The organism is Mycobacterium timonense, assembly GCF_025821985.1.
Lineage (GTDB): Bacteria > Actinomycetota > Actinomycetes > Mycobacteriales > Mycobacteriaceae > Mycobacterium > Mycobacterium avium.
In genome coordinates this window covers 68435-89031 of record NZ_JACKSY010000065.1, presented here as the reverse complement: position 1 = coordinate 89031, position 20597 = coordinate 68435, and the positions used below count along the sequence as shown (strand labels likewise).

General features: G+C 70.8%; 21 protein-coding genes. 13 read left to right on the top strand and 8 right to left on the bottom strand.

Features of this window, described 5'->3' with window-relative positions:
• Window positions 1-87: 87 nt before the first annotated feature.
• The gene (locus tag H7I87_RS16105; RefSeq protein ID WP_003875276.1) at window positions 88-432 is read right to left on the bottom strand and encodes a DUF732 domain-containing protein; all 345 of its coding nucleotides are present in this window, start codon (window positions 430-432) and stop codon (window positions 88-90) included.
• A gap of 118 nt (window positions 433-550) precedes the next feature.
• Here H7I87_RS16105 and H7I87_RS16100 point away from each other — a divergent pair, with 118 nt between their 5' ends.
• Genes H7I87_RS16100 through H7I87_RS16090 form a run of 3 tightly spaced genes read left to right on the top strand, consistent with a single transcriptional unit; the run spans window position 551 to window position 2388 of the window.
• Window positions 551-1303 (top strand): Clp protease N-terminal domain-containing protein, encoded by a 753-nt coding sequence (locus H7I87_RS16100; RefSeq protein WP_063966997.1) that lies wholly within the window; start codon window positions 551-553, stop codon window positions 1301-1303.
• 39 nt (window positions 1304-1342) lie between these two features.
• The gene (locus tag H7I87_RS16095) at window positions 1343-1870 is read left to right on the top strand and encodes a hypothetical protein (protein WP_003875274.1); all 528 of its coding nucleotides are present in this window, start codon (window positions 1343-1345) and stop codon (window positions 1868-1870) included.
• Window positions 1858-2388 carry a GNAT family N-acetyltransferase gene (locus tag H7I87_RS16090; protein ID WP_063966998.1) on the top strand — a complete coding sequence of 177 codons (531 nt, stop codon included), beginning with the start codon at window positions 1858-1860 and terminating at the stop codon, window positions 2386-2388. Before H7I87_RS16095 ends, H7I87_RS16090 begins: the two co-directional genes overlap by 13 nt.
• Here the strand turns inward: H7I87_RS16090 and zapE are convergent.
• The gene (gene zapE / locus H7I87_RS16085) at window positions 2366-3487 is read right to left on the bottom strand and encodes a cell division protein ZapE (RefSeq protein WP_088295513.1); all 1122 of its coding nucleotides are present in this window, start codon (window positions 3485-3487) and stop codon (window positions 2366-2368) included. The two genes, H7I87_RS16090 and zapE, sit on opposite strands and share 23 nt — an antisense overlap.
• Between zapE and H7I87_RS16080 the strand changes: the two genes are divergently transcribed.
• The 5 genes from H7I87_RS16080 (at window position 3486) to H7I87_RS16060 (ending at window position 8692) form a co-directional block, all read left to right on the top strand.
• On the top strand, window positions 3486-4250 hold the full coding sequence (locus tag H7I87_RS16080) for a pyrimidine reductase family protein (protein ID WP_063966999.1): 765 nt from the start codon (window positions 3486-3488) through the stop codon (window positions 4248-4250). The two genes, zapE and H7I87_RS16080, sit on opposite strands and share 2 nt — an antisense overlap.
• 14 nt (window positions 4251-4264) lie before the next feature.
• On the top strand, window positions 4265-5824 hold the full coding sequence (locus tag H7I87_RS16075; protein WP_139800071.1) for an alpha/beta hydrolase: 1560 nt from the start codon (window positions 4265-4267) through the stop codon (window positions 5822-5824).
• Window positions 5825-5852: 28 nt separating this feature from the next.
• Window positions 5853-7139, top strand: coding sequence for an arabinofuranan 3-O-arabinosyltransferase (gene aftC / locus H7I87_RS16070; RefSeq protein ID WP_023881085.1), 1287 nt, complete (start codon window positions 5853-5855; stop codon window positions 7137-7139).
• 166 nt (window positions 7140-7305) lie between these two features.
• Window positions 7306-7710, top strand: a complete 405-nt coding sequence (msrB, locus tag H7I87_RS16065) for a peptide-methionine (R)-S-oxide reductase MsrB (RefSeq protein WP_003875268.1) — start codon at window positions 7306-7308, stop codon at window positions 7708-7710.
• 133 nt (window positions 7711-7843) lie between these two features.
• On the top strand, window positions 7844-8692 hold the full coding sequence (locus H7I87_RS16060) for a type IV toxin-antitoxin system AbiEi family antitoxin (RefSeq protein WP_063967001.1): 849 nt from the start codon (window positions 7844-7846) through the stop codon (window positions 8690-8692).
• A 66-nt stretch (window positions 8693-8758) separates the two neighbouring features.
• On the opposite strand, the gene H7I87_RS16055 is transcribed toward H7I87_RS16060, so the two are convergent.
• The 4 genes from H7I87_RS16055 to hemE are packed head-to-tail and all read right to left on the bottom strand — an operon-like array spanning window position 8759 to window position 12634.
• Window positions 8759-9511: a class I SAM-dependent methyltransferase gene (locus H7I87_RS16055; RefSeq protein WP_023881084.1), complete on the bottom strand. Its 753-nt coding sequence runs from the start codon at window positions 9509-9511 to the stop codon at window positions 8759-8761.
• On the bottom strand, window positions 9508-10203 hold the full coding sequence (hemQ, locus tag H7I87_RS16050; RefSeq protein WP_023881083.1) for a hydrogen peroxide-dependent heme synthase: 696 nt from the start codon (window positions 10201-10203) through the stop codon (window positions 9508-9510). Before hemQ ends, H7I87_RS16055 begins: the two co-directional genes overlap by 4 nt.
• Before the next feature lie 5 nt (window positions 10204-10208).
• A complete protein-coding gene (locus H7I87_RS16045; RefSeq protein WP_083071339.1) occupies window positions 10209-11564 on the bottom strand; it encodes a protoporphyrinogen oxidase in 1356 nt (451 codons plus the stop codon).
• Window positions 11561-12634, bottom strand: a complete 1074-nt coding sequence (gene hemE, locus H7I87_RS16040) for a uroporphyrinogen decarboxylase (protein ID WP_023865255.1) — start codon at window positions 12632-12634, stop codon at window positions 11561-11563. Before hemE ends, H7I87_RS16045 begins: the two co-directional genes overlap by 4 nt.
• 47 nt (window positions 12635-12681) lie before the next feature.
• Between hemE and H7I87_RS16035 the strand changes: the two genes are divergently transcribed.
• The 3 genes from H7I87_RS16035 to H7I87_RS16025 all read left to right on the top strand — a co-directional run bounded on the left by H7I87_RS16035 (window position 12682) and on the right by H7I87_RS16025 (window position 15536).
• Window positions 12682-13503, top strand: a complete 822-nt coding sequence (locus tag H7I87_RS16035) for an enoyl-CoA hydratase/isomerase family protein (protein WP_003875262.1) — start codon at window positions 12682-12684, stop codon at window positions 13501-13503.
• A 127-nt stretch (window positions 13504-13630) separates the two neighbouring features.
• Window positions 13631-14248 (top strand): DUF3000 domain-containing protein, encoded by a 618-nt coding sequence (locus H7I87_RS16030; protein WP_080708777.1) that lies wholly within the window; start codon window positions 13631-13633, stop codon window positions 14246-14248.
• Between the two features lies 1 nt (window position 14249).
• Window positions 14250-15536: an HRDC domain-containing protein gene (locus H7I87_RS16025; protein ID WP_033727146.1), complete on the top strand. Its 1287-nt coding sequence runs from the start codon at window positions 14250-14252 to the stop codon at window positions 15534-15536.
• A 44-nt stretch (window positions 15537-15580) separates the two neighbouring features.
• On the opposite strand, the gene dxs is transcribed toward H7I87_RS16025, so the two are convergent.
• Window positions 15581-17506 carry a 1-deoxy-D-xylulose-5-phosphate synthase gene (dxs, locus tag H7I87_RS16020; RefSeq protein ID WP_010949732.1) on the bottom strand — a complete coding sequence of 642 codons (1926 nt, stop codon included), beginning with the start codon at window positions 17504-17506 and terminating at the stop codon, window positions 15581-15583.
• 73 nt (window positions 17507-17579) lie between these two features.
• On the opposite strand from dxs, the gene H7I87_RS16015 reads away from it, so the two are divergent.
• The gene (locus H7I87_RS16015; RefSeq protein ID WP_009977925.1) at window positions 17580-18023 is read left to right on the top strand and encodes a CBS domain-containing protein; all 444 of its coding nucleotides are present in this window, start codon (window positions 17580-17582) and stop codon (window positions 18021-18023) included.
• A 16-nt stretch (window positions 18024-18039) separates the two neighbouring features.
• Window positions 18040-19329 (top strand): ArsB/NhaD family transporter, encoded by a 1290-nt coding sequence (locus tag H7I87_RS16010; protein WP_033727147.1) that lies wholly within the window; start codon window positions 18040-18042, stop codon window positions 19327-19329.
• 79 nt (window positions 19330-19408) lie between these two features.
• Here H7I87_RS16010 and H7I87_RS16005 read toward each other — a convergent pair whose 3' ends face one another.
• Window positions 19409-20596, bottom strand: coding sequence for a class I SAM-dependent RNA methyltransferase (locus H7I87_RS16005; protein WP_132160558.1), 1188 nt, complete (start codon window positions 20594-20596; stop codon window positions 19409-19411).
• Window position 20597: the final 1 nt, after the last annotated feature.

Below are 20597 nucleotides of genomic sequence, written 5' to 3'. Positions count from 1 at the left end.
CGTTTTCGGCAATTTGCGCCCGGGCGCATATTAGGGCCGCGATGTTAAACGCAGGTTTCGGCCGCGCTACATCGCAAACGCGCGCCGTCAGGAAGTGCTGGGCGGCGTGTCGGTCGGGGTAGCCGGCGTGATGCTGGACGCCTGATCCGGGCAGTAGGCGTTGACGGCGATGGCCGCGAACGTGTTGGCATGGTCGTCACTGAGGTTGGAGTTCTTGGACTGCAGGGTGCTGACCACGTCCGACATCTGCTTGCCGCCCTGCAGCGTGGTACACACCCATTTGCCCGCGCCGGCGGCCTTGTCGGCGTCGCCGTACTTGATGCCGGCTTTATCCAGTGAGGCCACGAATGCGTCGTCGGTGCTGTCGGCGCGCGCGGGTACGGCCAACCCAATTACCGCGGCAAATCCCGCCACAATCAAAAACAGCTTCATGAATCGGTGATTCTTGCAGAGCACGGAGCAAACCGCATCCTTTCCCGGACGGCCCCGAAACCCCGGGGCGTCAACCGCGGGTTGACACCACCGCCAGCGTCAACCTAACGTTGACGGCATGTCCGAGCCCATCCGCATCGCCCACCCGGTCCGCCTCGACGAGCTGATCGACGCCATCAAAACCACCCACCCCGACGTGCTGGACCAGCTGGCCGACGCCGTGCTGGCGGCCGAGCACCTGGGCGAGGTGGCCGACCACCTGATCGGCCACTTCGTGGACCAGGCCCGCCGCTCCGGGGCGTCGTGGACGGACATCGGCAAGAGCATGGGCGTCAGCAAACAGGCCGCGCAGAAGCGCTTCGTCCCGCGCGAGGCCACCATCCTGGATCCCGGGCAGGGCTTCCAGCGGTTCACCCCGCGGGCGCGCGGCGCGGTGGTGGCGGCCCAGAATGCCGCCCACGAGGCCGGCAACCGCGAGATCACCCCGGACCACCTGCTGATCGGTGTGCTCAGCGACCCGGCCGCGCTGGCGACGGTGCTGCTGCGCCTGCAGCACGTCGACACCGACGCCCTGCGCGACGCCGCGACCGCCTCGATCGCCGCGCTGCGCGCCGACGGTGACCCGCCGGCGCTGATCCCGTTCAGCGGGCCGGCCCGCAAGGTGCTCGAACTGACCGTGCGCGAGGCGCTGCGGCTCGGCCACAACTACGTCGGCACCGAGCACCAGTTGCTGGCACTGCTGGAGCTCGAGGACGGCGACGGGCCGCTGCACCGCGGCGGCGTCGACAAGGAGCGGGTCGAGGTCGATCTGATCCGGGCGCTGGAATCACTGGGCAGCGGCAAGAACGTCGGCGCCGGCGAAGACGGTTGACCCTCCCTTCGGCGCGACGGTGTGTGCGATCATGCGAGGATGCGTCGTTGGCTGAGGGTCGTGTCCGCCTTCCTCATCGGCTTCCCGGTTGCGGCGGCCGGCGTCGGGGCGGTCCCGCTCCCCCGCGCCTGGGCCGGGGACGCGCCGATCGGGCACATCGGTGACACGCTGAGGGTGGACAACGGCACCTTCATCGCCGACGTCACGGTGAGCAGCGTGGCGCCCTGCGACCCGCCCCCGGGATTCGGCTACACCCGCGAGGGCACATACAAGGGCTTCCCCGGCAGCACCGTCGACCGCGCCGACGTGACCATCCGGGCCATCCGGGTGCCCAACCCCTACATCCTGGCGACCGTGTTCAGTTTCAACGGCGTGACCCCCAACGCCGACGCCTACAAGCCGCGCGCCTCCGATGCGCCCGACGCGCTGGACAACGTGCTCGTCAACGCGCCCAACGGCGCGATCGTGCGCGGCGGGGTGTACTGGGACGCCTACCGCGACCCCGTCTCCAACGTGGTGCTGCTGGACAAGAAGACGGGCTATCACCTGGCTCAGTGGAATCTTTGACGCCCGCGCCGGCCACCCACGCCGTCCGAATCATCACGACGGAATCCGTTGACGTTCAACAGCTTGCGGACCTGGCCGCGCGGACGTTCCCGTTGGCGTGCCCAACGTCGGCGGCGCGGGAGGACATCGCGGCGTTCATCGACGCCAACCTGTCGGCCGAGTGTTTCGCCCGGTATCTGGCCGACCCGCACCGCGCGATCCTGGCCGCCGAGCTCGACGGCCGAATCCTCGGCTACGCCATGCTCATTCACGACCTCGCCGGCGACGCGGCCGAGCTGTCGAAGATCTACGTCGCACCCGAACAGCACGGCGCCGGGACCGCGGCCGCACTGATGCGCCTGGCGGTGGACACTGCCGGCCGCTGGGGCGTCACCCGGGTGTGGCTGGGCGTAAACCAGAAAAACCAACGCGCACAACGCTTTTACGCCAAGCACGGCTTCACGGTCAGCGGCACCAGAACCTTTCAGCTGGGCGCCGGCCGAGAGGACGACTACCTCATGAGCCGTACGCTTCGTTAGCGCCGGCGGTCAGCGCCAACAGCCGGGACATGGCCCGCAGGTACTTCTTGCGGTATCCACCGGAGAGCATCTCCGCGCTGAAAATGGTGTCCAGCTTCTCCCCCGAGGCCAGCACGGGCACCCCGGCGTCATAGAGCCGGTCGGTCAGCGACACCAGCCGCAGCGCGACGTTCTGGTCGTCGATGCGGTGCACGCCGGTCAAGAACACCGCGGTGACACCTTCGATCAGGGTCAGATAGCGCGACGGGTGCATGGTGGCCAGATGCGCGCACAGCGCGTCGAAATCGTCCAGCGTCGCCCCTGGGACGACGGCGGCGCGCGCGGCCACCTGTGCGTCGGACAGCGGCGGCGGGGCCGGCGGCAGATCGCGGTGCCGGTAGTCCGGCCCCTCGATCCGCACGGTGGTGAAAATGCTTGCCAACGTGTTGATCTCGCGCAGGAAATCCTGCGCGGCGAAGCGGCCCTCGCCGAGCTGCTCGGGCAGCGTGTTGGAGGTGGCGGCCACCGACACGCCGCGCTCGACCAGCGACGAGAGCAGCCGCGCGACCAGCGTGGTGTTGCCCGGGTCGTCGAGCTCGAACTCGTCGATGCACACCGCGGTGTAATCGGCCAGCAGGTCCACGCATTCGGCGAAGCCGAACACCCCGGCCAGCTGGGTCAGCTCGCCGAACGTCGCAAACGCCTTGGGCGCCGGGCCATCCGGTGAGCGCACCGGGCCGTCACCGGGCAGCTCGTAGTAGGCCGACGCCAACAGGTGCGTCTTGCCCACCCCGAACCCGCCGTCCAGGTAGAGGCCCACGCCGGGCAGAATCTCGCGTCGTCCCAACAGTTTTCGCCGGCCGGCGCGGCGCTGCACGGCTTGGCGGCAGAATTCCCGGCAGGCCGCGACCGCGGCGGCCTGCGTCGGCTCGGCCGGATCGGGCTGATACGTCGCAAAGCTCACGTCGGCGAAGGTGGGGGGCGGTCGCAGCTGGGCGATCAGCCGCTGCGGCGACACCGTGGGATGCCGGTCCACCAGGTGCGCCACACCGGCCGACGCGGACGCGGAGCCGGACCCGTGCATGCACGCACTGTAACCGCGTGCTGCAATCAGACGCATGGCCCTTCCGGAGACGCCGCTGTCGCTGCTGGGGTCGGTACGCGAGATCGACGACGGCGAACTCCCCGGCCTGTACGACTATCCCGACGGGCACGCCGGAACCTGGGTGCGGGCCAACTTCATCGCCAGCATCGACGGCGGCGCCACCGCCGACGGCAGCAGCGGCGCCATGGGCGGGCCGGGCGACCGGTCCGTCTTCAACCTGCTGCGCGAACTCGCCGACGTCATCGTGGTGGGGGCGGGCACCGTGCGCATCGAGGGCTACTCCGGCGCGCAGCTCGGCGTCGCCCAGCGTCAGCAGCGCCAGGCCCGCGGCCAGAGCGAGGTCCCGCCGCTGGGGATCGTGACCAAATCCGGCCACCTGAACCGGGACATGGCGGTGTTCACCCGCACCGAGGTGCCGCCGCTGGTGCTCACCTGCGCCGCGGCCGCCGACCAGACCCGCCGGCTGCTCAGCGGCCTGTGCGAGGTGCTGGACTGCTCGGCCGGCGACCCGGAGCGGGTCGACGAGGCCACCATGCTGGCCCTGCTCGGCGAGCGCGGGATGCGGCGCATCCTCACCGAAGGCGGTCCGACGCTGCTGAATTCGTTGCTGGAACGCCAACTGCTGGACGAGCTGTGCCTGACCATCGCGCCCTACCTCGTCGGCGGCCACGCCCGGCGCATCGCCACCGGGCCGGGCCAGCTGCTAACCCGGATGCGCTGCGCGCACGTGCTGACCGACGACGCCGGCTACCTGTACACCCGCTACGTCAGGTGCTAGCTACTGTGGTCGGCATGAGTCGGCCCCACCCGTGCGCCACGATCCTGGTGGCGGTGACCGCGTTGCTCGCCGGCTGCGTCCCGGGCCTGGCCGCCGACCCGCGCTTCGCCACCAATTCCGGCGCGCGGCCCCAGGGCGCGGCCGCCTCCAAGCCGGCGCCGGGCGGCCCGCCGCCGCTCGCCGCCCCGAAAAACGACCTGGCCTGGCACGACTGCACGTCCCGGGTGTTCGCCGACGCGGCCGTCCCGCCCGCCCCCGGCATCCAGCTGGATTGCGCGAACTACGACGCCGACCTGGACCCGGTCAACGGCGGGGGCGGTGCCCTGAGCGTCGGCGTGGTGCGCGCCCGGTCGAATCAGACGCCCCGCGACGCGGGCCCGCTGGTGTTCACCACCGGCTCGGACCTGCCGTCGTCGGCGCAGCTGCCGGTGTGGCTGTCGCGGGCCGGCGCCGACGTGCTGGCCGCGCACCCGATCGTCGCCGTCGACCGCCGCGGCATCGGCATGTCCAGCCCCATCGACTGCCGGGACAAGTTCGACCGCCAGCAGATGCGTGATCAGTCGCAATTCCAGGCCGGTGACGACCCGGTGGCCAACCTGTCCGAGGTCGCCAACACCGCCACCACCAATTGCACCGACGCGATCGCGCCGGGGGCGTCGGCCTACGACGACGCGCACGCCGCCTCCGACATCGAGCGGTTGCGCAGCACCTGGGACGTGCCCGCGCTGGCGCTGATCGGGATCGGCAACGGCGCCCAGGTGGCGCTGGCCTACGCCGGGTCGCGGCCGGACAAGGTGGCCCGGTTGATCCTCGACTCCCCGGTCGCGTTGGGCGTCAACGCCGAAGCCGCCGCCGAGCAACAGGTCAAGGGACAGCAGGCCGCGCTGGACGCCTTCGCCGCCCAGTGCATCGCGGTGAACTGCGCGCTGGGCCCCGACCCCAAGGGCGCGGTCAGCGCGCTGCTCGCCGACGCCCGCGCCGGCAAGGGTCCCGGCGGCGTGTCGGTGGCGCAGGTGGCCAACGCGATCACCGTCGCGCTGGGCTTCCCGTCCGGCGGGCGCGTCAACGCCACCACCGACCTGGCCAACGCGCTGGCCAGCGCCCGCTCCGGCGACACCAACGCGCTGAACAACCTGATCAACCACGCCAACGCGATGCAGGACTCGGACGGCCAGTTCGTCAACGTCTGCAGCGACGCGGTCAACCGCCCGACGCCGGACCGGGTGCGCGAGCTGGTGGTGGCCTGGGGCAAGCTCTATCCGCAGTTCGGGACCGTCGCCGCGCTCAACATGGTCAAGTGCGTGCACTGGCCCACCGGCTCGCCGCCGCCGTCGCCGAAGAGCCTCAAGGTCGACGTGCTGCTGCTCGGCGTGCAGAACGACCCGATCGTCGGCACCGACGGGGTGGCGGCGACCGCGGCGGGGATCATCAACGCCAACGCGGCCAGCAAGCGGGTGATGTGGCAGGGCATCGGACACGGCGCCAGCATCTATTCGGGCTGCGCGGTTCCGCCGCTGATCGGCTACCTGGGCAGCGGCAAATTGCCCAACACCGACACCTACTGCCCGGCCTGACGCTGCTTTCGGATCGCCCGGCGCGCCGGTGTACGGTGCGCTGGTGACGGCAGCTGAATCGACCGGCTTGCGTGATTGGATCCAGGCCGCCTTTCGTCCCCGCACCAGCGCACCCAGCGTCGCGACCGTGCTGCGGTCCGCGTTGTGGCCGATCGCCATCTTCTCGGTGCTGCACCGCAGCATCGTGGTCACCACCAACGGGAACATCACCGACGACTTCAAACCCGTCTACCGGGCGGTGCTGAACTTCCGGCGCGGCTGGGACATCTACAACGAGCACTTCGACTACGTCGACCCGCACTACCTGTATCCGCCCGGCGGCACGCTGCTGATGGCCCCGTTCGGTTATCTGCCCGAGTATCCGTCGCGGTACCTGTTCATCCTGATCAACACCGTGGCGATCCTGATCGCCTGGTACCTGCTGCTGCGGCTGTTCGGCTACACGCTGTCCTCCGTCGCCGCGCCGGCGCTGCTGCTGGCCATGTTCTGCACCGAGACCGTGACCAACACGCTGGTGTTCACCAACATCAACGGCTGCGTGCTGCTCGCCGAGATGCTGTTTTTGCGTTGGCTGCTGGACGGCCGGGTCGGCCGCCAGTGGTGGGCCGGGGCGGCCATCGGGTTGACGCTCACCCTCAAGCCGGTGCTGGGGCCGCTGCTGCTGCTGCCGCTGCTGAACCGGCAGTGGCGGGCGCTGGTGCCCGCGTTCGCGATCCCGATCCTCATCAACGCGGCGGCGTGGCCGTTGGTCAGCGACCCGATGGACTTCGTCACCCGCACCCTGCCCTACATCGGGGGCGTGCGGGACTACTTCAACAGCTCGATCGAGGGCAACGGCGTGTACTTCGGCCTGCCCACCTGGCTGATCGTGTTCATGCGAATCCTATTCACGCTGATCGCGATCGGCGCGCTGTGGCTGCTGTACCGCTACTACCGCACCCGCGATCCGCGGTTCTGGTTCACCAATTCCGCCGGCGTGCTGCTGCTGTGGTCGTGGCTGGTGCTGCCGCTGGCCCAGGGCTACTACTCGATGATGCTGTTCCCGTTCTTGATGACGGTGGTGCTGCCCAACTCGCTGATCCGCAACTGGCCGGCGTGGCTGGGGATCTACGGCTTCATGACGCTGGACCGCTGGCTGCTGTTCAACTGGATGCGCTACGGCCGCGCGCTGGAATACCTCAAGATCACCTACGGGTGGTCGCTGCTGCTGATCGTGGTGTTCAGCGTGCTGTGCTACCGGTATCTGGACGCCAAGGCCGAGGACCGGCTGGATCGCGGCATCGATCCGGCATGGCTGACGGCCGGGCGCGAGTAGCGGCGCGGTGATCGCAAGCGCGGCGCAGCCGGGCGCGAGTAGCGCTGCGCGGTGATCGCAAGCGCGGCGCAGCCGGGCGCAGCGGGTCACCGCCATTAGCGCTAGCGTGGAGACATGACGCGCCGGCGACGGTGCAGAGCGCAGCGATGAGGAGGAGCGGCGCAATATGACCAGTCCGAAGGTGCAATTGACCGACGACGAGTGGCGCCAGCGGCTCACCCCGGAGGAGTTCCACGTGCTGCGCCAGGCCGGCACCGAGCGACCCTTCACCGGTGAATACACCGACACCAAGACCGAGGGCGTCTACCAGTGCCGGGCCTGCGGGGCCGAATTGTTCCGCAGCACAGAGAAATTCGAGTCGCACTGCGGCTGGCCGTCGTTCTACGACCCGGCGAACTCCGATGCGGTGATCCTGCGGCCGGACCACTCTTTGGGCACGACGCGCACCGAGGTGCTGTGCGCGAACTGCCACAGCCACCTGGGCCACGTGTTCACCGGCGAGGGCTACCCGACGCCGACCGATCAGCGCTACTGCATCAACTCGATCTGCCTGCGGCTGGTGCCGTCCTGATTTGCGCGACGCCTGTTGCCCTTGCCCTCGCGCGCTGCGACGACACTTAAACCACGCACGCGACACGCCGGAAACGGGCGCCCTGGTTTAAGTTTCGCGGATCCCCCGGCTCCGCCCCGGCGTCAGTTCATGCGTGGACGACGCGTTTGTGGGTAGCGACGCCGTGCGGCGCGGAACCTTGAGCCGCCACCGATTGCGAGCGCAATTCCGCGCCATCTATCCCGACATTTATCTGCCCGCCCACGCCGCGCGCTCGCTGCGCACACGTTCGGTGGCGGCGTGGTTGTGGTCGGGCCGCCGCGGCGTCCTCGCCGGGTTGGCCGCCGCAGCGCTGCACGGGTCGAGCTGGATCGACGACGACGAGCCCATCGAGCTGATCTGGCGCAACCCGCATCCGCCGGCCGGCGTGATCACGCGCAACCAGCGGCTCGAGCCCGACGAGATCACCCGGGTCGCCGGTCTGCCGGTCACCACCCCGGCCAGGACCGCGTTCGACTTGGCCAGGCAACGGCCCCGCGGCGAGGCGGTGGCGCGACTCGACGCGTTGATGCGGGCGACACCGTTCTCGACCGAGGAAGTGCTGATGCTGGCCGAGCGGCGTCCACGGGCGCGGGGGCTGCGAAAGCTGCGTGCGGCCCTCCCGCTGGTGGACCCCGGAGCCGCGTCGCCAAAGGAGAGCTGGCTACGCCTCCTGCTGATCGATGCCGGAATTCCGGTACCCGCCACGCAAATACCGGTCCAACAGAACTGGCGGCTCATCGCCGTGCTCGACATGGGTTGGGAGGATTATCTGGTGGCCGCCGAGTACGACGGCGATCACCACCGCACCAATCGGCGGCAGTACGCGCGCGACCAGGCTCGGCTGCGCACGCTGCAAGAACTGGGGTGGATCGTCGTCCGGGTGATCGCCGAGGACAAGCCTGACGACGTGGTGCGACGCACACGTGATGCACTAACCCGTCGCGGCTACCGCGACACTTAAACCACGCACGCGACACGCCGGAAACCGGAGCCATGGTTTAAGTCTCGCGGCCGAAGAAAGGAGCAGTCAGTCCACCCGGGTGGCGTGCACTTCCCAGAATGGGGCGTGCACCCGGCCGCGCTGCAGCCACGGCTCCATCGCGCGGAAGCGCTCCAGCAACTTCGCCGCCTCGTCGGCCATGTCGGGATTGCGAGCAGCCATCATCTGAATCGTCTCGGCGCTGAGGTTGACCTGGTAGGTGGTCGGCCCCAGGTAGCTGATCTCCCAGCCGGCGGCGGGGAGCACGTCGCGAAAGTCGTTCTCGGACAACGACCGCATCATCTTGAAGCCGTTGACGTCATGTTCGCCGAACTCGAACATGTACAGCCGGGCGCCCGGTTTGGTGGCCCGATGCAGCGCCCGCGCATACGAGCTGCGCAGCTCGGGCTCGGTGGCGAAGACGTGGTAGAACGCGCAGTCGACCACCGTGTCGAACCGGCCGTCGAAGCCGTCCAGCTTCGTCGCGTCGGCCAACTCGAAATTCACCGACACCCCGGCCTTGCGCGCGTTGGCCCGGGCCCGCTCGATGGCGGCCGCCGAGCCGTCGATCCCGGTCGCCGAAAAACCTTGGGACGCATAGTAAATCGCGTGATGACCCGGGCCGGTGCCGGGGTCGAGCACCTCACCCTTGATCGCGCCGAGCGCGACGAGCTGGCGGACCACCGGCTGCGGGCCGCCGATGTCCCACGGCGTGGCGGCGGGTAATCCGTGCGACGTCCGCTGGTCGCGGTACATCTCCTCGAAGCGGGCGGGGTCGGCGGGATCGAACGATGCAGTCACGGCAGCGAATTCACCAGCTGCTCGACGGGCACCCGGGGACCGGTGAAGAACGGGGTCTCCGCGCGGGTGTGCCGGCGGGCGTCGGTCGCGCGCAGCTCGCGCATCAGGTCGACGATGCGGTGCAGTTCGGGCGCCTCGAAGGCCAGGATCCACTCGTAGTCGCCGAGCGCGAACGCCGGCACCGTGTTGGCGCGGACGTCCTTGTACTCGCGGGCGGCCATGCCGTGTTCGGCGAGCATGCGGCGGCGTTCCTCGTCGGGCAGCAGATACCACTCGTAGGACCGCACAAAGGGATACACGCAGATGTAGGCGCCGGGCTCCTCGCCGGCCAAAAACGCCGGGATGTGGCTCTTGTTGAACTCGGCCGGCCGGTGCAGCGCCACGCTGCTCCACACCGGCGAGCTCACCCGCCCCAGCGCGGTGGTGCGCCGGAAATCGGCGTAGGTCGCCTGCAGCGCCTCGACGGTTTCGGCGTGCGTCCAGATCATGAAGTCGGCGTCGGCGCGCATGCCCGCCACGTCGTAGAGCCCGCGCACCACGACGCCGCGCTCCTCCTGTTGTTTGAAGAACCGCGACGCGTCGTCGACGACCTCGTCCCGCTGGTCCCCCAACGAGCCCGGGCGCACGGCGAACACCGAGAACATCAGGTAGCGGATCGCCGAGTTCAGCGCGTCATAGTCAAGCTTGGCCATGCGACCTATCGTGCCACTTCCGCCTGAAGGGCCTCGACCGCGCGCCCGGCCGCGCCCACGCAGGCGGGCACCCCGATGCCGTCCAGGTAGCCGCCGGCCACCGCGAGCGTCGGCGGCAGGCCCGCGCGCAGCTCGCCGACCAGCTCGGCATGGCCGGGCCCGTACTGCGGCATGGCGTCGAGCCAGCGCTGCACCCGCACGTCCACCGGGCGGACATCCAGCCCGAACACGGCGGCCAGGTCGGCCAGCGCCCAGCCGCGCAGCTCCTCGTCGGGGGTGCGGGCGGCCACCTGGTCGCCGAACCGGCCGAACGACAAGCGCAGCAGCTGCACGTCCGCGCGCGTCCCCCATTTCTTGGACGACAGCGTGATGGCCTTGGCCCGCAACCGCTCGCCGGTGGCGACCAGCACGCCGGAGCAGTCGGGAAACGCGGTGTCGCCCGGCACCGCGAGCGCCAGCACCACCGACGACGCGGCGACGACGCGGCCGGCGGCGGCAGCGCTGCGCGGGGCGATCCCGGCCAGCAGCCGCGCGACCTCCCGCGCCGGCACGGCCAGGATCACCGCGTCGGCGTGCCGGCGGGCACCGGCGTCGTCGACCACGGCCCATCCCGGCCCGGCGGGTTCCAGCCGGGCCGCCGCGGCCCGGACCCGCCGCGGGCGGGCGCGCGCGACCAGCTCGTCGACCAGCACCCGGTAGCCGCCGTCCAGCGCACCGAACACCGGCGCCCCGGTGGCCGGCGGCAGGGCCCGCCGGACCGCGTCGGTCAGGCTGGCGGCGCCGCGGTCCAGGGCCGCCGCCACGGTGGGGGCGGCCGCGCGCAGCCCGATGGTGGCCGCCGAGCCGGCGTACACCCCGCTCAGCAGCGGATCCACCGACCGCGACACCACCTGCTCGCCGAACCGATCGCCCACCAGGTCGGCCACCGCGGGATCGCTGCCGGGGCGCCAGCGCAGCGGCCGCCGCGGTTCGGCGTCGATCCGGGCCAGCGTCGCCTCGTCGACCAGTCCGGCCATCGACGCCGCCGACGACGGGATGCCCACCACCGTGCCGGTGGGCAGCGGATGCAGCCGTCCCCGGCTGTAGATCAGCGGGCGTGCGCCGGTCGAAACGCGTTGGCGACCAGTCAGATTCAGTTCGCTCAGCAGTGCGGGCAGCTCGGGGCGGCGCAGCACGAACGCCTCGGCGCCCAGGTCCATCGGCACGCCGCCGACCGGCTCGGTGCGCAGGATGCCGCCGAGCCGCGGCGCCGGGTCGAGCAGCGTGATCACCGCGTCGTCGCCGGCCGCCACCCGCAGCCGGTAGGCCGCCGTCAGCCCCGAAATACCGCCGCCCACAACACAATACGAGCGGGCCGTCATAGCGAGTGGACCAGTGACACCAGCTCGGTCAGCACACCGGGATCGGTTTCGGGCAGCACCCCGTGGCCGAGGTTGAACACGTGCCCGGCCGCGCCGGCGTCGACGGCGCGCCGCCCGTCGTCCACCACCGCCCGCGCCGCCGTCTCCACCACCGGCCACCCGGCCAGCAGCACCACCGGATCGAGGTTGCCCTGCAGCGCGGTGCCGGGCATCACCCGGGTCGCCGCGTCGGCGAGCGCGGTGCGCCAGTCCACGCCCACCACCGTCGCGGGCGCCGGTTTGAGGGCGGCCGACATCGCCCCCAACAGTTCGGCGGTGCCCACCCCGAAGTGCGTCATCGGCACGCCGTAATCGGCCAGCGCCGCGAACACCCGGGCGCTGTGCGGCTGCACGTAGCTGCGGTAGTTGGCCAGCGACAGCGCCCCGGCCCACGAGTCGAACACCTGCACGGCGTCCACCCCGGCGTCCAGTTGCACCCGCAGGAAGCCCACGGTGATGTCGGTCAACTTCTCCATCAGGGCGTGCCAGCTGTCCGGGTCGGCCAGCATCATCGCCTTGGTGCGGGCGTGGTGGCGGCTGGGCCCGCCCTCGATCAGATAGGACGCCAGCGTGAACGGCGCACCCGCGAAGCCGATCAGCGGAACCTCACCGAGCGCGGACACCAGCAGCCTCACCGCATCGGCGATCGGCTGAACCCGTTGCCGTTCAAGCGGTTTCATCGCGGCCACGTCCGCGGCGGTGCGCACCGGCGATGCGATCACCGGCCCGACGCCCGCCACGATGTCCAGGTCGATGCCGGCGCCCAGCAGCGGCACCACGATGTCGGAGAACAGGATCGCCGCGTCGACGTCGTGCCGGCGCACCGGCTGCAGCGTGATCTCGCAGACCAGCTCGGCGTCGAAACAGGCCGACAGCATGTCGTGCTGGGCCCGCAGCGCCCGGTATTCGGGCAGCGACCGGCCGGCCTGCCGCATGAACCACACCGGAACCCGGTGGGGTTTGCGGCCGTTCACCGCGGCCAGATACGGCGACTCGGGAAGGTCGCGGCGGGTACGCGCGCTGCTGTTCATCGGGCTCAATGCTGCCATGACGGCGTCGCTGCGTAGTATCGACGACCGTGCCAGTCAGCCACCCGCCGGTCGATTACCACGACTTCCCCAGCCTGCGCTGCGAACTCGGCGACGACGGGGTGCTGACGGTGGTGCTCGACTCGCCGGGTCTGAATTCGGTGGGGCCGCAGATGCACCGCGACCTGGCCGACATCTGGCCGGTGATCGACCGCGACCCGGCGGTGCGCGCGGTGCTGGTCCGCGGTGAGGGCAAGGCCTTCTCCTCCGGCGGCAGCTTCGACCTGATCGACGAGACCATCGGCGACTACCAGGGCCGGGTCCGCATCATGCGGGAGGCGCGCGACCTGGTGCACAACATGATCAACTGCGACACCCCGGTGGTGTCGGCGATCCGCGGGCCGGCCGTGGGCGCGGGCCTGGTGGTGGCCCTGCTCGCTGACATCTCGGTGGCCGGCCGCACCGCCAAGCTAATCGACGGGCACACCAAGCTGGGCGTGGCCGCCGGCGACCACGCCGCCATCTGCTGGCCGCTGCTGGTCGGCATGGCCAAGGCCAAGTACTACCTGCTGACCTGCGAGACGCTGCTCGGCGAGGAGGCCGAGCGGATCGGCCTGGTGTCGCTGTGCGTCGACGACGACGACGTGCTGTCCACCGCCGCGGGCATCGCCGGGAAACTGGCGCAGGGCGCCCAGCACGCCATCCAATGGACCAAGCGCAGCCTCAATCACTGGTACCGCATGATGGGCCCCACCTTCGAGACCTCGGTGGGGCTGGAATTCCTCAGTTTCAGCGGGCCCGACGTGCAGGAAGGCCTGGCCGCGCACCGGGAGAAACGCGCCGCCCGCTTCACCGGCGGATCTGCCACCTGAGCTGGACATATAGCTTTGGTGGAGGCCCGGTAACGGCTTGGTCGCGGCGGGTGTATAACCCGGCGCGCCTGTCGCGGCGTGTCGGCCGATGGGTCTACCGTCGATCCCTGTGACCCGCGCTGTGACGATGCAGAACGGCCGGGATGAACAGGAGCGGCGTCAAGTGACCTCATCCGAACCGGCCCCATTCCGCGAGGCGGTAGCGGCGATGAACGCCGTCGTCATGCGGCCGGAGATCGAGCTGGGTCCGATCCGGCCGCCGCAACGCCTGGCGCCCCACAGCTACGCCCTGGGCGCCGAGGTCAAACATCCCGACCGCGAAATCATTCCGGAACGGTCCGACGGTGACGCCTTCGGCCGGTTGATCCTGCTGTACGACCCCGAAGGCGCCGACGCCTGGGACGGCACCATCCGCATGGTGGCCTACATCCAGGCCGACCTCGACCCCAGCGAGGCGGTGGATCCGCTGCTTCCTGAAGTAGCGTGGAGCTGGCTGGTCGAGGCACTGGAGTCACGCATGCAACACGTCGTCGCGCTGGGCGGCACCGTCACCGCCACCACGTCGGTGCGCTACGGCGACATCTCCGGACCGCCGCGTGCCCACCAGCTCGAGCTGCGGGCGTCCTGGACCGCGACGTCGCCCGCGGTGGGCGCGCACGTGCAGGCGTTCTGCGAGGTGCTCGAGCACGCCGCGGGGCTGCCGCCCGCCGGAGTCACCGACCTGAGCTCGCGGTCACGCGCCTAGCATGGGCGAACCGTCGGCCGAGGGGCCGGGTAGCGGCGTGCCCGCTCCCATCCCGCTGCCGCACCCGTCCGAAGGCGTCCCGCCGATCTCGGCCAGCGTGCCCGACATCGAGGACGCGGCGCGGCGGCTGGACCGCGGCCGCGGGCCGTTCGCGGTGGACGCCGAGCGGGCGTCGGGATTCCGCTACTCCAACCGGGCCTACCTGATCCAGATCCGCAGGGCCGGGGCCGGCACCGCGTTGATCGACCCGGTGAGCCACGGCGCCGACCCGGTGCGAGCGCTGCGACCGGTGGCCGAGGTGCTCGGCAGCGACGAGTGGATTCTGCACTCCGCGGATCAGGACCTGCCCTGTCTGGCGGAGGTGGGCATGCGGCCGCCGGCGCTGTATGACACCGAGCTGGCCGGTCGGCTGGCCGGGTTCGAGCGGGTGAACCTGGCGACCATGGTCGAGCGGCTGCTGGGCTTCGGGCTGGCCAAGGGCCACGGCGCGGCCGACTGGTCCAAGCGCCCGCTGCCCGCCGAATGGCTCAACTACGCCGCCCTGGATGTGGAGCTGCTCATCGAGCTGCGCGCCGCGATCGCCGATGTGCTGGCGGAGCAGGGCAAAACCGATTGGGCCGCACAGGAATTCGACTATCTGCGGCAGGCGGGTTCCAAGGAGCCGGGCCCCGCCGCGCGGCGCGACCGGTGGCGGCGGACGTCGGGAATCCATCGGGTGCGCGATCAGCGCGGCCTGGCCGCGGTGCGCGAACTGTGGTTGACGCGCGACCGCATCGCGCAGCGCCGCGACATCGCCCCGCGGCGCATCCTGCCCGACTCGGCGATCATCGAGGCCGCCCTGGCCAACCCGACGACCATCGAGGAGCTGGTGGCGCTGCCGGTGTTCGGCGGGCGCAATCAACGGCGCAGCGCCGCGACCTGGCTGGCGGCGCTGGATGCGGCCCGGCAGAGCGAGAATCCGCCGGTGGACTCCGAACCGCCGAACGGACCGCCGCCGCCGGCGCGGTGGAGCCGGCGCAAACCGGAGGCGGCCGCGCGGCTGGAGGCCGCGCGCGCGGCGCTGGCCGAGGTGTCCGAACGCGTGCACGTCCCCACCGAGAACCTGGTCGCGCCGGACCTGGTGCGACGGCTGTGCTGGGACTGGGAGCCCACCCCCGACCCGTTCGCGGCGGTCGAGGCGTTCCTGTGCGCCGGGCACGCCCGGCCCTGGCAGCGCGAGTTGGTGGATCCGGTTCTGGCCCGGGCGCTGCAGCAGCCGCCGCCGGCGGTTGCGGACGACGACGGCTGACGCGCACCGGCCGCGCCGGGCCGGGCGGGCGCTGAGACCCGTGACTAGTCGAGGTGCTCGCGGATCTCGGCCTCGGCCACGCCGCTGCCCAGCGCGGCGACCCAGCCGGTGATGCGGCGGGCGATGTCCTGGTCGGTCAGGGCCAGATCCGCCAGCAGCTCCCCGCGGGAGGCGTGCTCGTAGAACCGCTGCGGCAATCCGACGTCGCGGCAAGGGACGTCGAGCTCGGCGCGGCGCAGCGCGGCCGAGACCGCCGACCCCACCCCGCCGTTGACGCCGTTGTCCTCGCAGGTGACCACCAGCTTGTGCCGGGCCGCCAGCTCCAGAATGGAATCCGAGACCGGCAGCACCCAGCGCGGATCGACGACCGTGACGCCGATGCCCTGATCCGCCAGCCGCCTGGCCACCGCCAGGGCCATCGGCGCGAACGCGCCGACACCGATCAGCAGCACGTCGTGGTTGCAGCCGCTGGCCGGCAGGGCCAGCACGTCGACGCCCGACAGGCCGGAGCCGCGCCGCTCGATCGCCGGAATGTCCTCGCCCACATCACCTTTGGGGAAGCGCAGCGCCGTGGGCCCGTCGTCGACGTCGAGCGCCTCGCCGAGCTCCTCGCGCAACCGGGCGGCGTCGCGGGGTGCGGCCACCCGCATGCCGGGCACGACGCCGAGGATGGACAGGTCCCACATGCCGTTGTGGCTGGCGCCGTCCGAACCGGTGATGCCGGCCCGGTCCAGCACCATGGTGACCGGCAGCCGGTGCAGCGCGACGTCCATCATGATCTGGTCGAAGGCGCGGTTGAGGAACGTCGAGTAGATGGCCACCACCGGGTGCATGCCGCCCATGGCCAGACCGGCCGCCGAGGTCATCGCGTGCTGTTCGGCGATGCCGACGTCGAACAGGCGGTCGGGGAACTGCTGGCCGAACGGCGTCAGCCCGGTGGGCCCGGGCATGGCCGCGGTGATGGCCACGATGTCGCGGCGCTTGCGGGCGTAGCCGATCAGCGCGTCGGAGAAGGTCGCCGTCCAGCCGGGCCCGGCGACCTTGGTGGCCTGCCCGGTGACCGGGTCGATCACGCCGCAGGAATGCATCTGGTCGGCCTCGTCGTCCTCGGCGGGCGCGTAGCCCATCCCCTTGCGGGTCACCACGTGCACGATCACCGGGCGCCCGAAGCCGCGGGCATGGCGCAGCGCGGCCTCCACCGCGCGTTCGTCGTGGCCGTCGACGGGGCCGACGTACTTCAGCCCGAGGTCGGTGAACAGCAGCTGCGGCGACAGCGAGTCCTTGATGCCGGCCTTGACGCTGTGCATCACCCGGTAGGCGAACTTGCCCACCAGCGGCAGCGCCCGCAGCGCGTCGCGGCCCCGCTGAAGCGCCTGCTCGTAGGCGGGTTGCAGCCGCAGCGTGGCCAGGTGGTCGGCCACCCCGCCGATCGTCGGCGCGTAGCTGCGGCCGTTGTCGTTGACCACGATGATCACCGGGCGGCCGGACGCGGCGATGTTGTTCAGCGCCTCCCAGCACATGCCGCCGGTGAGCGCGCCGTCGCCGACCACCGCGACCACGTGCCGGTTGCGGTGCCCGCTCAGCTCGAAGGCCTTGGCCAGGCCGTCGGCGTAGGACAGGGCGGCGCTGGCGTGGCTGGACTCCACCCAGTCGTGTTCGCTTTCGCTGCGCGACGGATACCCCGACAGGCCACCCTTTTTGCGCAGGCTTTCGAACTCGTGCGCCCGCCCCGTCAGCATCTTGTGCACGTAGGCCTGATGGCCGGTGTCGAAGATGATCGGGTCGTGCGGCGAGTCGAACACCCGGTGCAGCGCGAGCGTCAGCTCGACCACGCCGAGGTTGGGCCCCAGATGCCCCCCGGTGGCAGCGACCTTGTGGATCAGGAACTCGCGAATCTCGGCGGCCAGTTCGCGGAGCTGATGCGTCGAAAGGTGCTGCAGATCAGCGGGCCCGCGGATCTGTTCCAGCATCCCGTCAGTCTACGCAGCGCCCGGCGGAACACTACTGATCAATGTGGCCGGCGCTCGTCGTATTGTCCTGGGTATGCGCGCGGCGGAACTGGCCGAGGACTTCCCGGTCGTCTCGGTCGACTCCGACGCCCTGGACGCCACCCGGCTGCTGGCCGAGCACCGGCTGCCCGGGATCGTCGTCACCGACGCGTCCGGTAAACCGTTCGCGGTGCTGCCCGCCTCACAGGTCGTGCGCTTCATCGTGCCCCGCTACGTGCAGGACGATCCGTCGCTGGCCGGGGTGCTCAACGAGTCGGTGGCCGACCGCTGCGCGGAGAAGCTGCGCGGCAAGACGGTGCGCGACGTGTTGCCGGACCACCTGGTCGACGTGCCCCCGGCCGACGCGGACGACACCATCATCGAGGTGGCCGCGCTGATGGCGCGGCTGCGCAGCCCGCTCGTCGCGGTGGTCAAGGAGGGCCGGCTGATCGGGGTGATCACCGCATCGCGGGTGCTCGGGGCGGCGCTGCGGCCTTGAATCGGGTGGGACATAGATGAGCCTCATCGCGATTGCGGTGTTCGTGGTGGCCTACGCCCTGATCGCCAGCGATCGCGTCAACAAGACGTTCGTCGCGCTGGCCGGCGCCGCGGTGGTCATCACGTTGCCGATGATCCGTTCGGACGACGTCTTCTACTCGCGCGAGACCGGAATCGATTGGGACGTAATCTTTTTGCTGCTCGGCATGATGATCATCGTCAGCGTGCTGCGCCAAACCGGTGTCTTCGAGTACGTCGCGATCTGGTCGGCCAAGCGGGCCCGGGGCTCCCCGCTGCGCGTCATGATCCTGCTGGTGCTGGTGACCGCGCTCGCGTCGGCCCTGCTGGACAACGTGACCACGGTGCTGCTGATCGCCCCGGTGACCCTGCTGGTGTGCGATCGCCTGGCGATCACCGCGGCCCCGTTCCTGATGGCCGAGGTGTTCGCGTCGAACGTCGGCGGCGCGGCGACGTTGGTCGGCGACCCGCCCAACATCATCATCGCCAGCAGGGGCGGGCTGAGTTTCAACGACTTCCTGGTTCATCTGGCGCCCATCGTGGTCATCGTCGTCGGCGTGCTGATTGCGTTGCTGCCCAGGCTTTTTCCCGGAGCCTTCACCGTCGATCCCGAGCGGGTGGCCGACGTGATGTCGCTGGAGGAAAAGGAGGCCATCCGCGATCCCCGGTTGCTGGTCACCTGCGGGGTGGTCTTGCTGGCGGTGTTCGCGGCGTTCATCGCCCACGGGCCGCTGCACCTGGAACCCTCGCTGGTGGCACTGTTGGGCGCCGGCATCCTGGTGGTGGCGTCGCGGTTGCAGCCCGCCGACTACCTGTCCGGCGTGGAGTGGGACACGCTGCTGTTTTTCGCCGGCCTGTTCGTCATGGTCGGCGCCCTGGTGAAGACCGGCGTCGTCAAACACCTTGCCCGCCTGGCGATCACCGCCACCGGCGGCAACACCCTGACCGCGACGATGGTCATCCTCGTCGCGTCGGTCGTCATCAGCGGGATCGTCGACAACGTCCCGTACGCCGCGACGATGGCGCCGGTGGTCGCCGACCTGGTGCCGGCCCTGGGCGACCACGCCAACCCCGCAGTGTTGTGGTGGTCGCTGGCGCTGGGCACGGACTTCGGCGGCAACCTCACCGCGATCGGCGCCAGCGCCAACATCGTGCTGCTCGGGATCGCCCGCCGGGCCGACAATCCGATCTCCTTCTGGGAGTTCACCCGCAAGGGCGTGGTGGTCACCGCGGTCTCGGTCGCGCTGTCCGCGCTGTATCTGTGGCTGCGCTATTTCGTGTGGGGCTGATTCGGCGTCGAGCGTGGGGCCTGGGTACGAACCTCGTTCGTTTTTCGTCCATACCCCCCACGCTCGGCGAGTGCGAAACTCACCGCGTCAGCAGCGCGACGCATTCGCTGTGATGGGTGAGCGGGAACGCGTCGAACACCCTGATCTTCTCGACGGTGTAGCCGTGCCCCAGGTAGGTTCCCATGTCGCGGGCGAAAGAGGCTGCCTCACAACCGATGTGGACGATGCGGGGCACACCGGCGGCGGCCAGCGAGTCGATGACCTCGCGCCCGGCGCCGGCCCGCGGCGGATCCAGCACCGCCACGTCTGCTTTCAAGGCGGGGGTTCGTTGCGCCGCCAGGGCGCGGCGCACCGAGTCGGTGACGACCTGCACCTGGGGCAGGTCGGCCAGCGCCGCCCGGGCGGCCCGGGTGGACGCCCGCGAGGTGTCGACGCTGAGCACCCGCCCGGACGCGCCCACGGCCTCGCCCAGCGCCGCGGCGAAAACGCCTGCGCCGCCGTAGAGATCCCACGCGGTCATGCCGGCGCCGGGCTGCGCCCAGTCGAGCACCAGGGCGCGGTAGGTCGCCGCCGCGTCGCGGTGCGCCTGCCAGAACGCGGTCACCGGCACCCGCCAGCTGCGCCCGCTCACCCGCTGCACCGCCTCGTAGCGTCCCTCGATGACCTTGGTCGCGGTGCGCCGGCCCTGCCGCAGGGTGCGCACCACGTGGCGGGCGCCGTCGTCGTCGACGGCCACGTGCAGCTGGGCGGCCGACGGCCACTGGGTCTCGGCGATGCCGTCCAGCATGCCGGGCGGCAGCTGCGCGCAGCGCAGGTCGGTCACCAATTCCTCGCTGTGGTACCGGTGAAAGCCCGGCCGGCGGTCGGCGCCCACGTCCAGCCGGACCCGGGTGCGCCACCCCGTCGGCCCGGTATTCCCCAGCGGTTCGGCCTCGCCGGCCCAGCGATGCCCGCCGAGGCGCTCCAGCTGATTGGCCACCACCGCGGCCTTGAGCGCCCGGGCCGCCTCGGGCCGCACGAAAGCCAGGTCGCAGCACCCGGCGCCGTCCACCCCGGCGATCGGGCACAGCGACTCGATGCGGCCGTCCGCCGCCTCGATGACGTCGAGAACCTCTGCGTGCCAATAGGATCCGCGGTCGGCGGTGACCCGAACCCGGACCCGCTCACCGGGCAGCGCGTACCGGACGAACACCACCCGGCCCTCGTGATGCGCCACGCAGCTGCCGCCGTTGGCCGGGCTGCCGGTGGTCAGCGTCAGCTCGCCCACC

Excerpts from the sequence above, each read along its gene's own strand:
- dxs (WP_010949732.1), bottom strand. The coding sequence starts at position 17,506 with ATGCTGGAACAGATCCGCGGGCCCGCTGATCTGCAGCACCTTTCGACG.
- H7I87_RS16010 (WP_033727147.1), top strand. The coding sequence starts at position 18,040 with ATGAGCCTCATCGCGATTGCGGTGTTCGTGGTGGCCTACGCCCTGATC.
- zapE (WP_088295513.1), bottom strand. The coding sequence starts at position 3,487 with ATGCGTCTGATTGCAGCACGCGGTTACAGTGCGTGCATGCACGGGTCC.
- H7I87_RS16015 (WP_009977925.1), top strand. The coding sequence starts at position 17,580 with ATGCGCGCGGCGGAACTGGCCGAGGACTTCCCGGTCGTCTCGGTCGAC.
- H7I87_RS16100 (WP_063966997.1), top strand. The coding sequence starts at position 551 with ATGTCCGAGCCCATCCGCATCGCCCACCCGGTCCGCCTCGACGAGCTG.
- H7I87_RS16030 (WP_080708777.1), top strand. The coding sequence starts at position 13,631 with ATGCAGAACGGCCGGGATGAACAGGAGCGGCGTCAAGTGACCTCATCC.
- H7I87_RS16105 (WP_003875276.1), bottom strand. The coding sequence starts at position 432 with ATGAAGCTGTTTTTGATTGTGGCGGGATTTGCCGCGGTAATTGGGTTG.
- H7I87_RS16025 (WP_033727146.1), top strand. The coding sequence starts at position 14,250 with ATGGGCGAACCGTCGGCCGAGGGGCCGGGTAGCGGCGTGCCCGCTCCC.
- H7I87_RS16080 (WP_063966999.1), top strand. The coding sequence starts at position 3,486 with ATGGCCCTTCCGGAGACGCCGCTGTCGCTGCTGGGGTCGGTACGCGAG.
- H7I87_RS16075 (WP_139800071.1), top strand. The coding sequence starts at position 4,265 with ATGAGTCGGCCCCACCCGTGCGCCACGATCCTGGTGGCGGTGACCGCG.
- hemE (WP_023865255.1), bottom strand. The coding sequence starts at position 12,634 with ATGAACAGCAGCGCGCGTACCCGCCGCGACCTTCCCGAGTCGCCGTAT.
- H7I87_RS16095 (WP_003875274.1), top strand. The coding sequence starts at position 1,343 with ATGCGTCGTTGGCTGAGGGTCGTGTCCGCCTTCCTCATCGGCTTCCCG.
- hemQ (WP_023881083.1), bottom strand. The coding sequence starts at position 10,203 with ATGGCCAAGCTTGACTATGACGCGCTGAACTCGGCGATCCGCTACCTG.
- msrB (WP_003875268.1), top strand. The coding sequence starts at position 7,306 with ATGACCAGTCCGAAGGTGCAATTGACCGACGACGAGTGGCGCCAGCGG.
- H7I87_RS16045 (WP_083071339.1), bottom strand. The coding sequence starts at position 11,564 with ATGACGGCCCGCTCGTATTGTGTTGTGGGCGGCGGTATTTCGGGGCTG.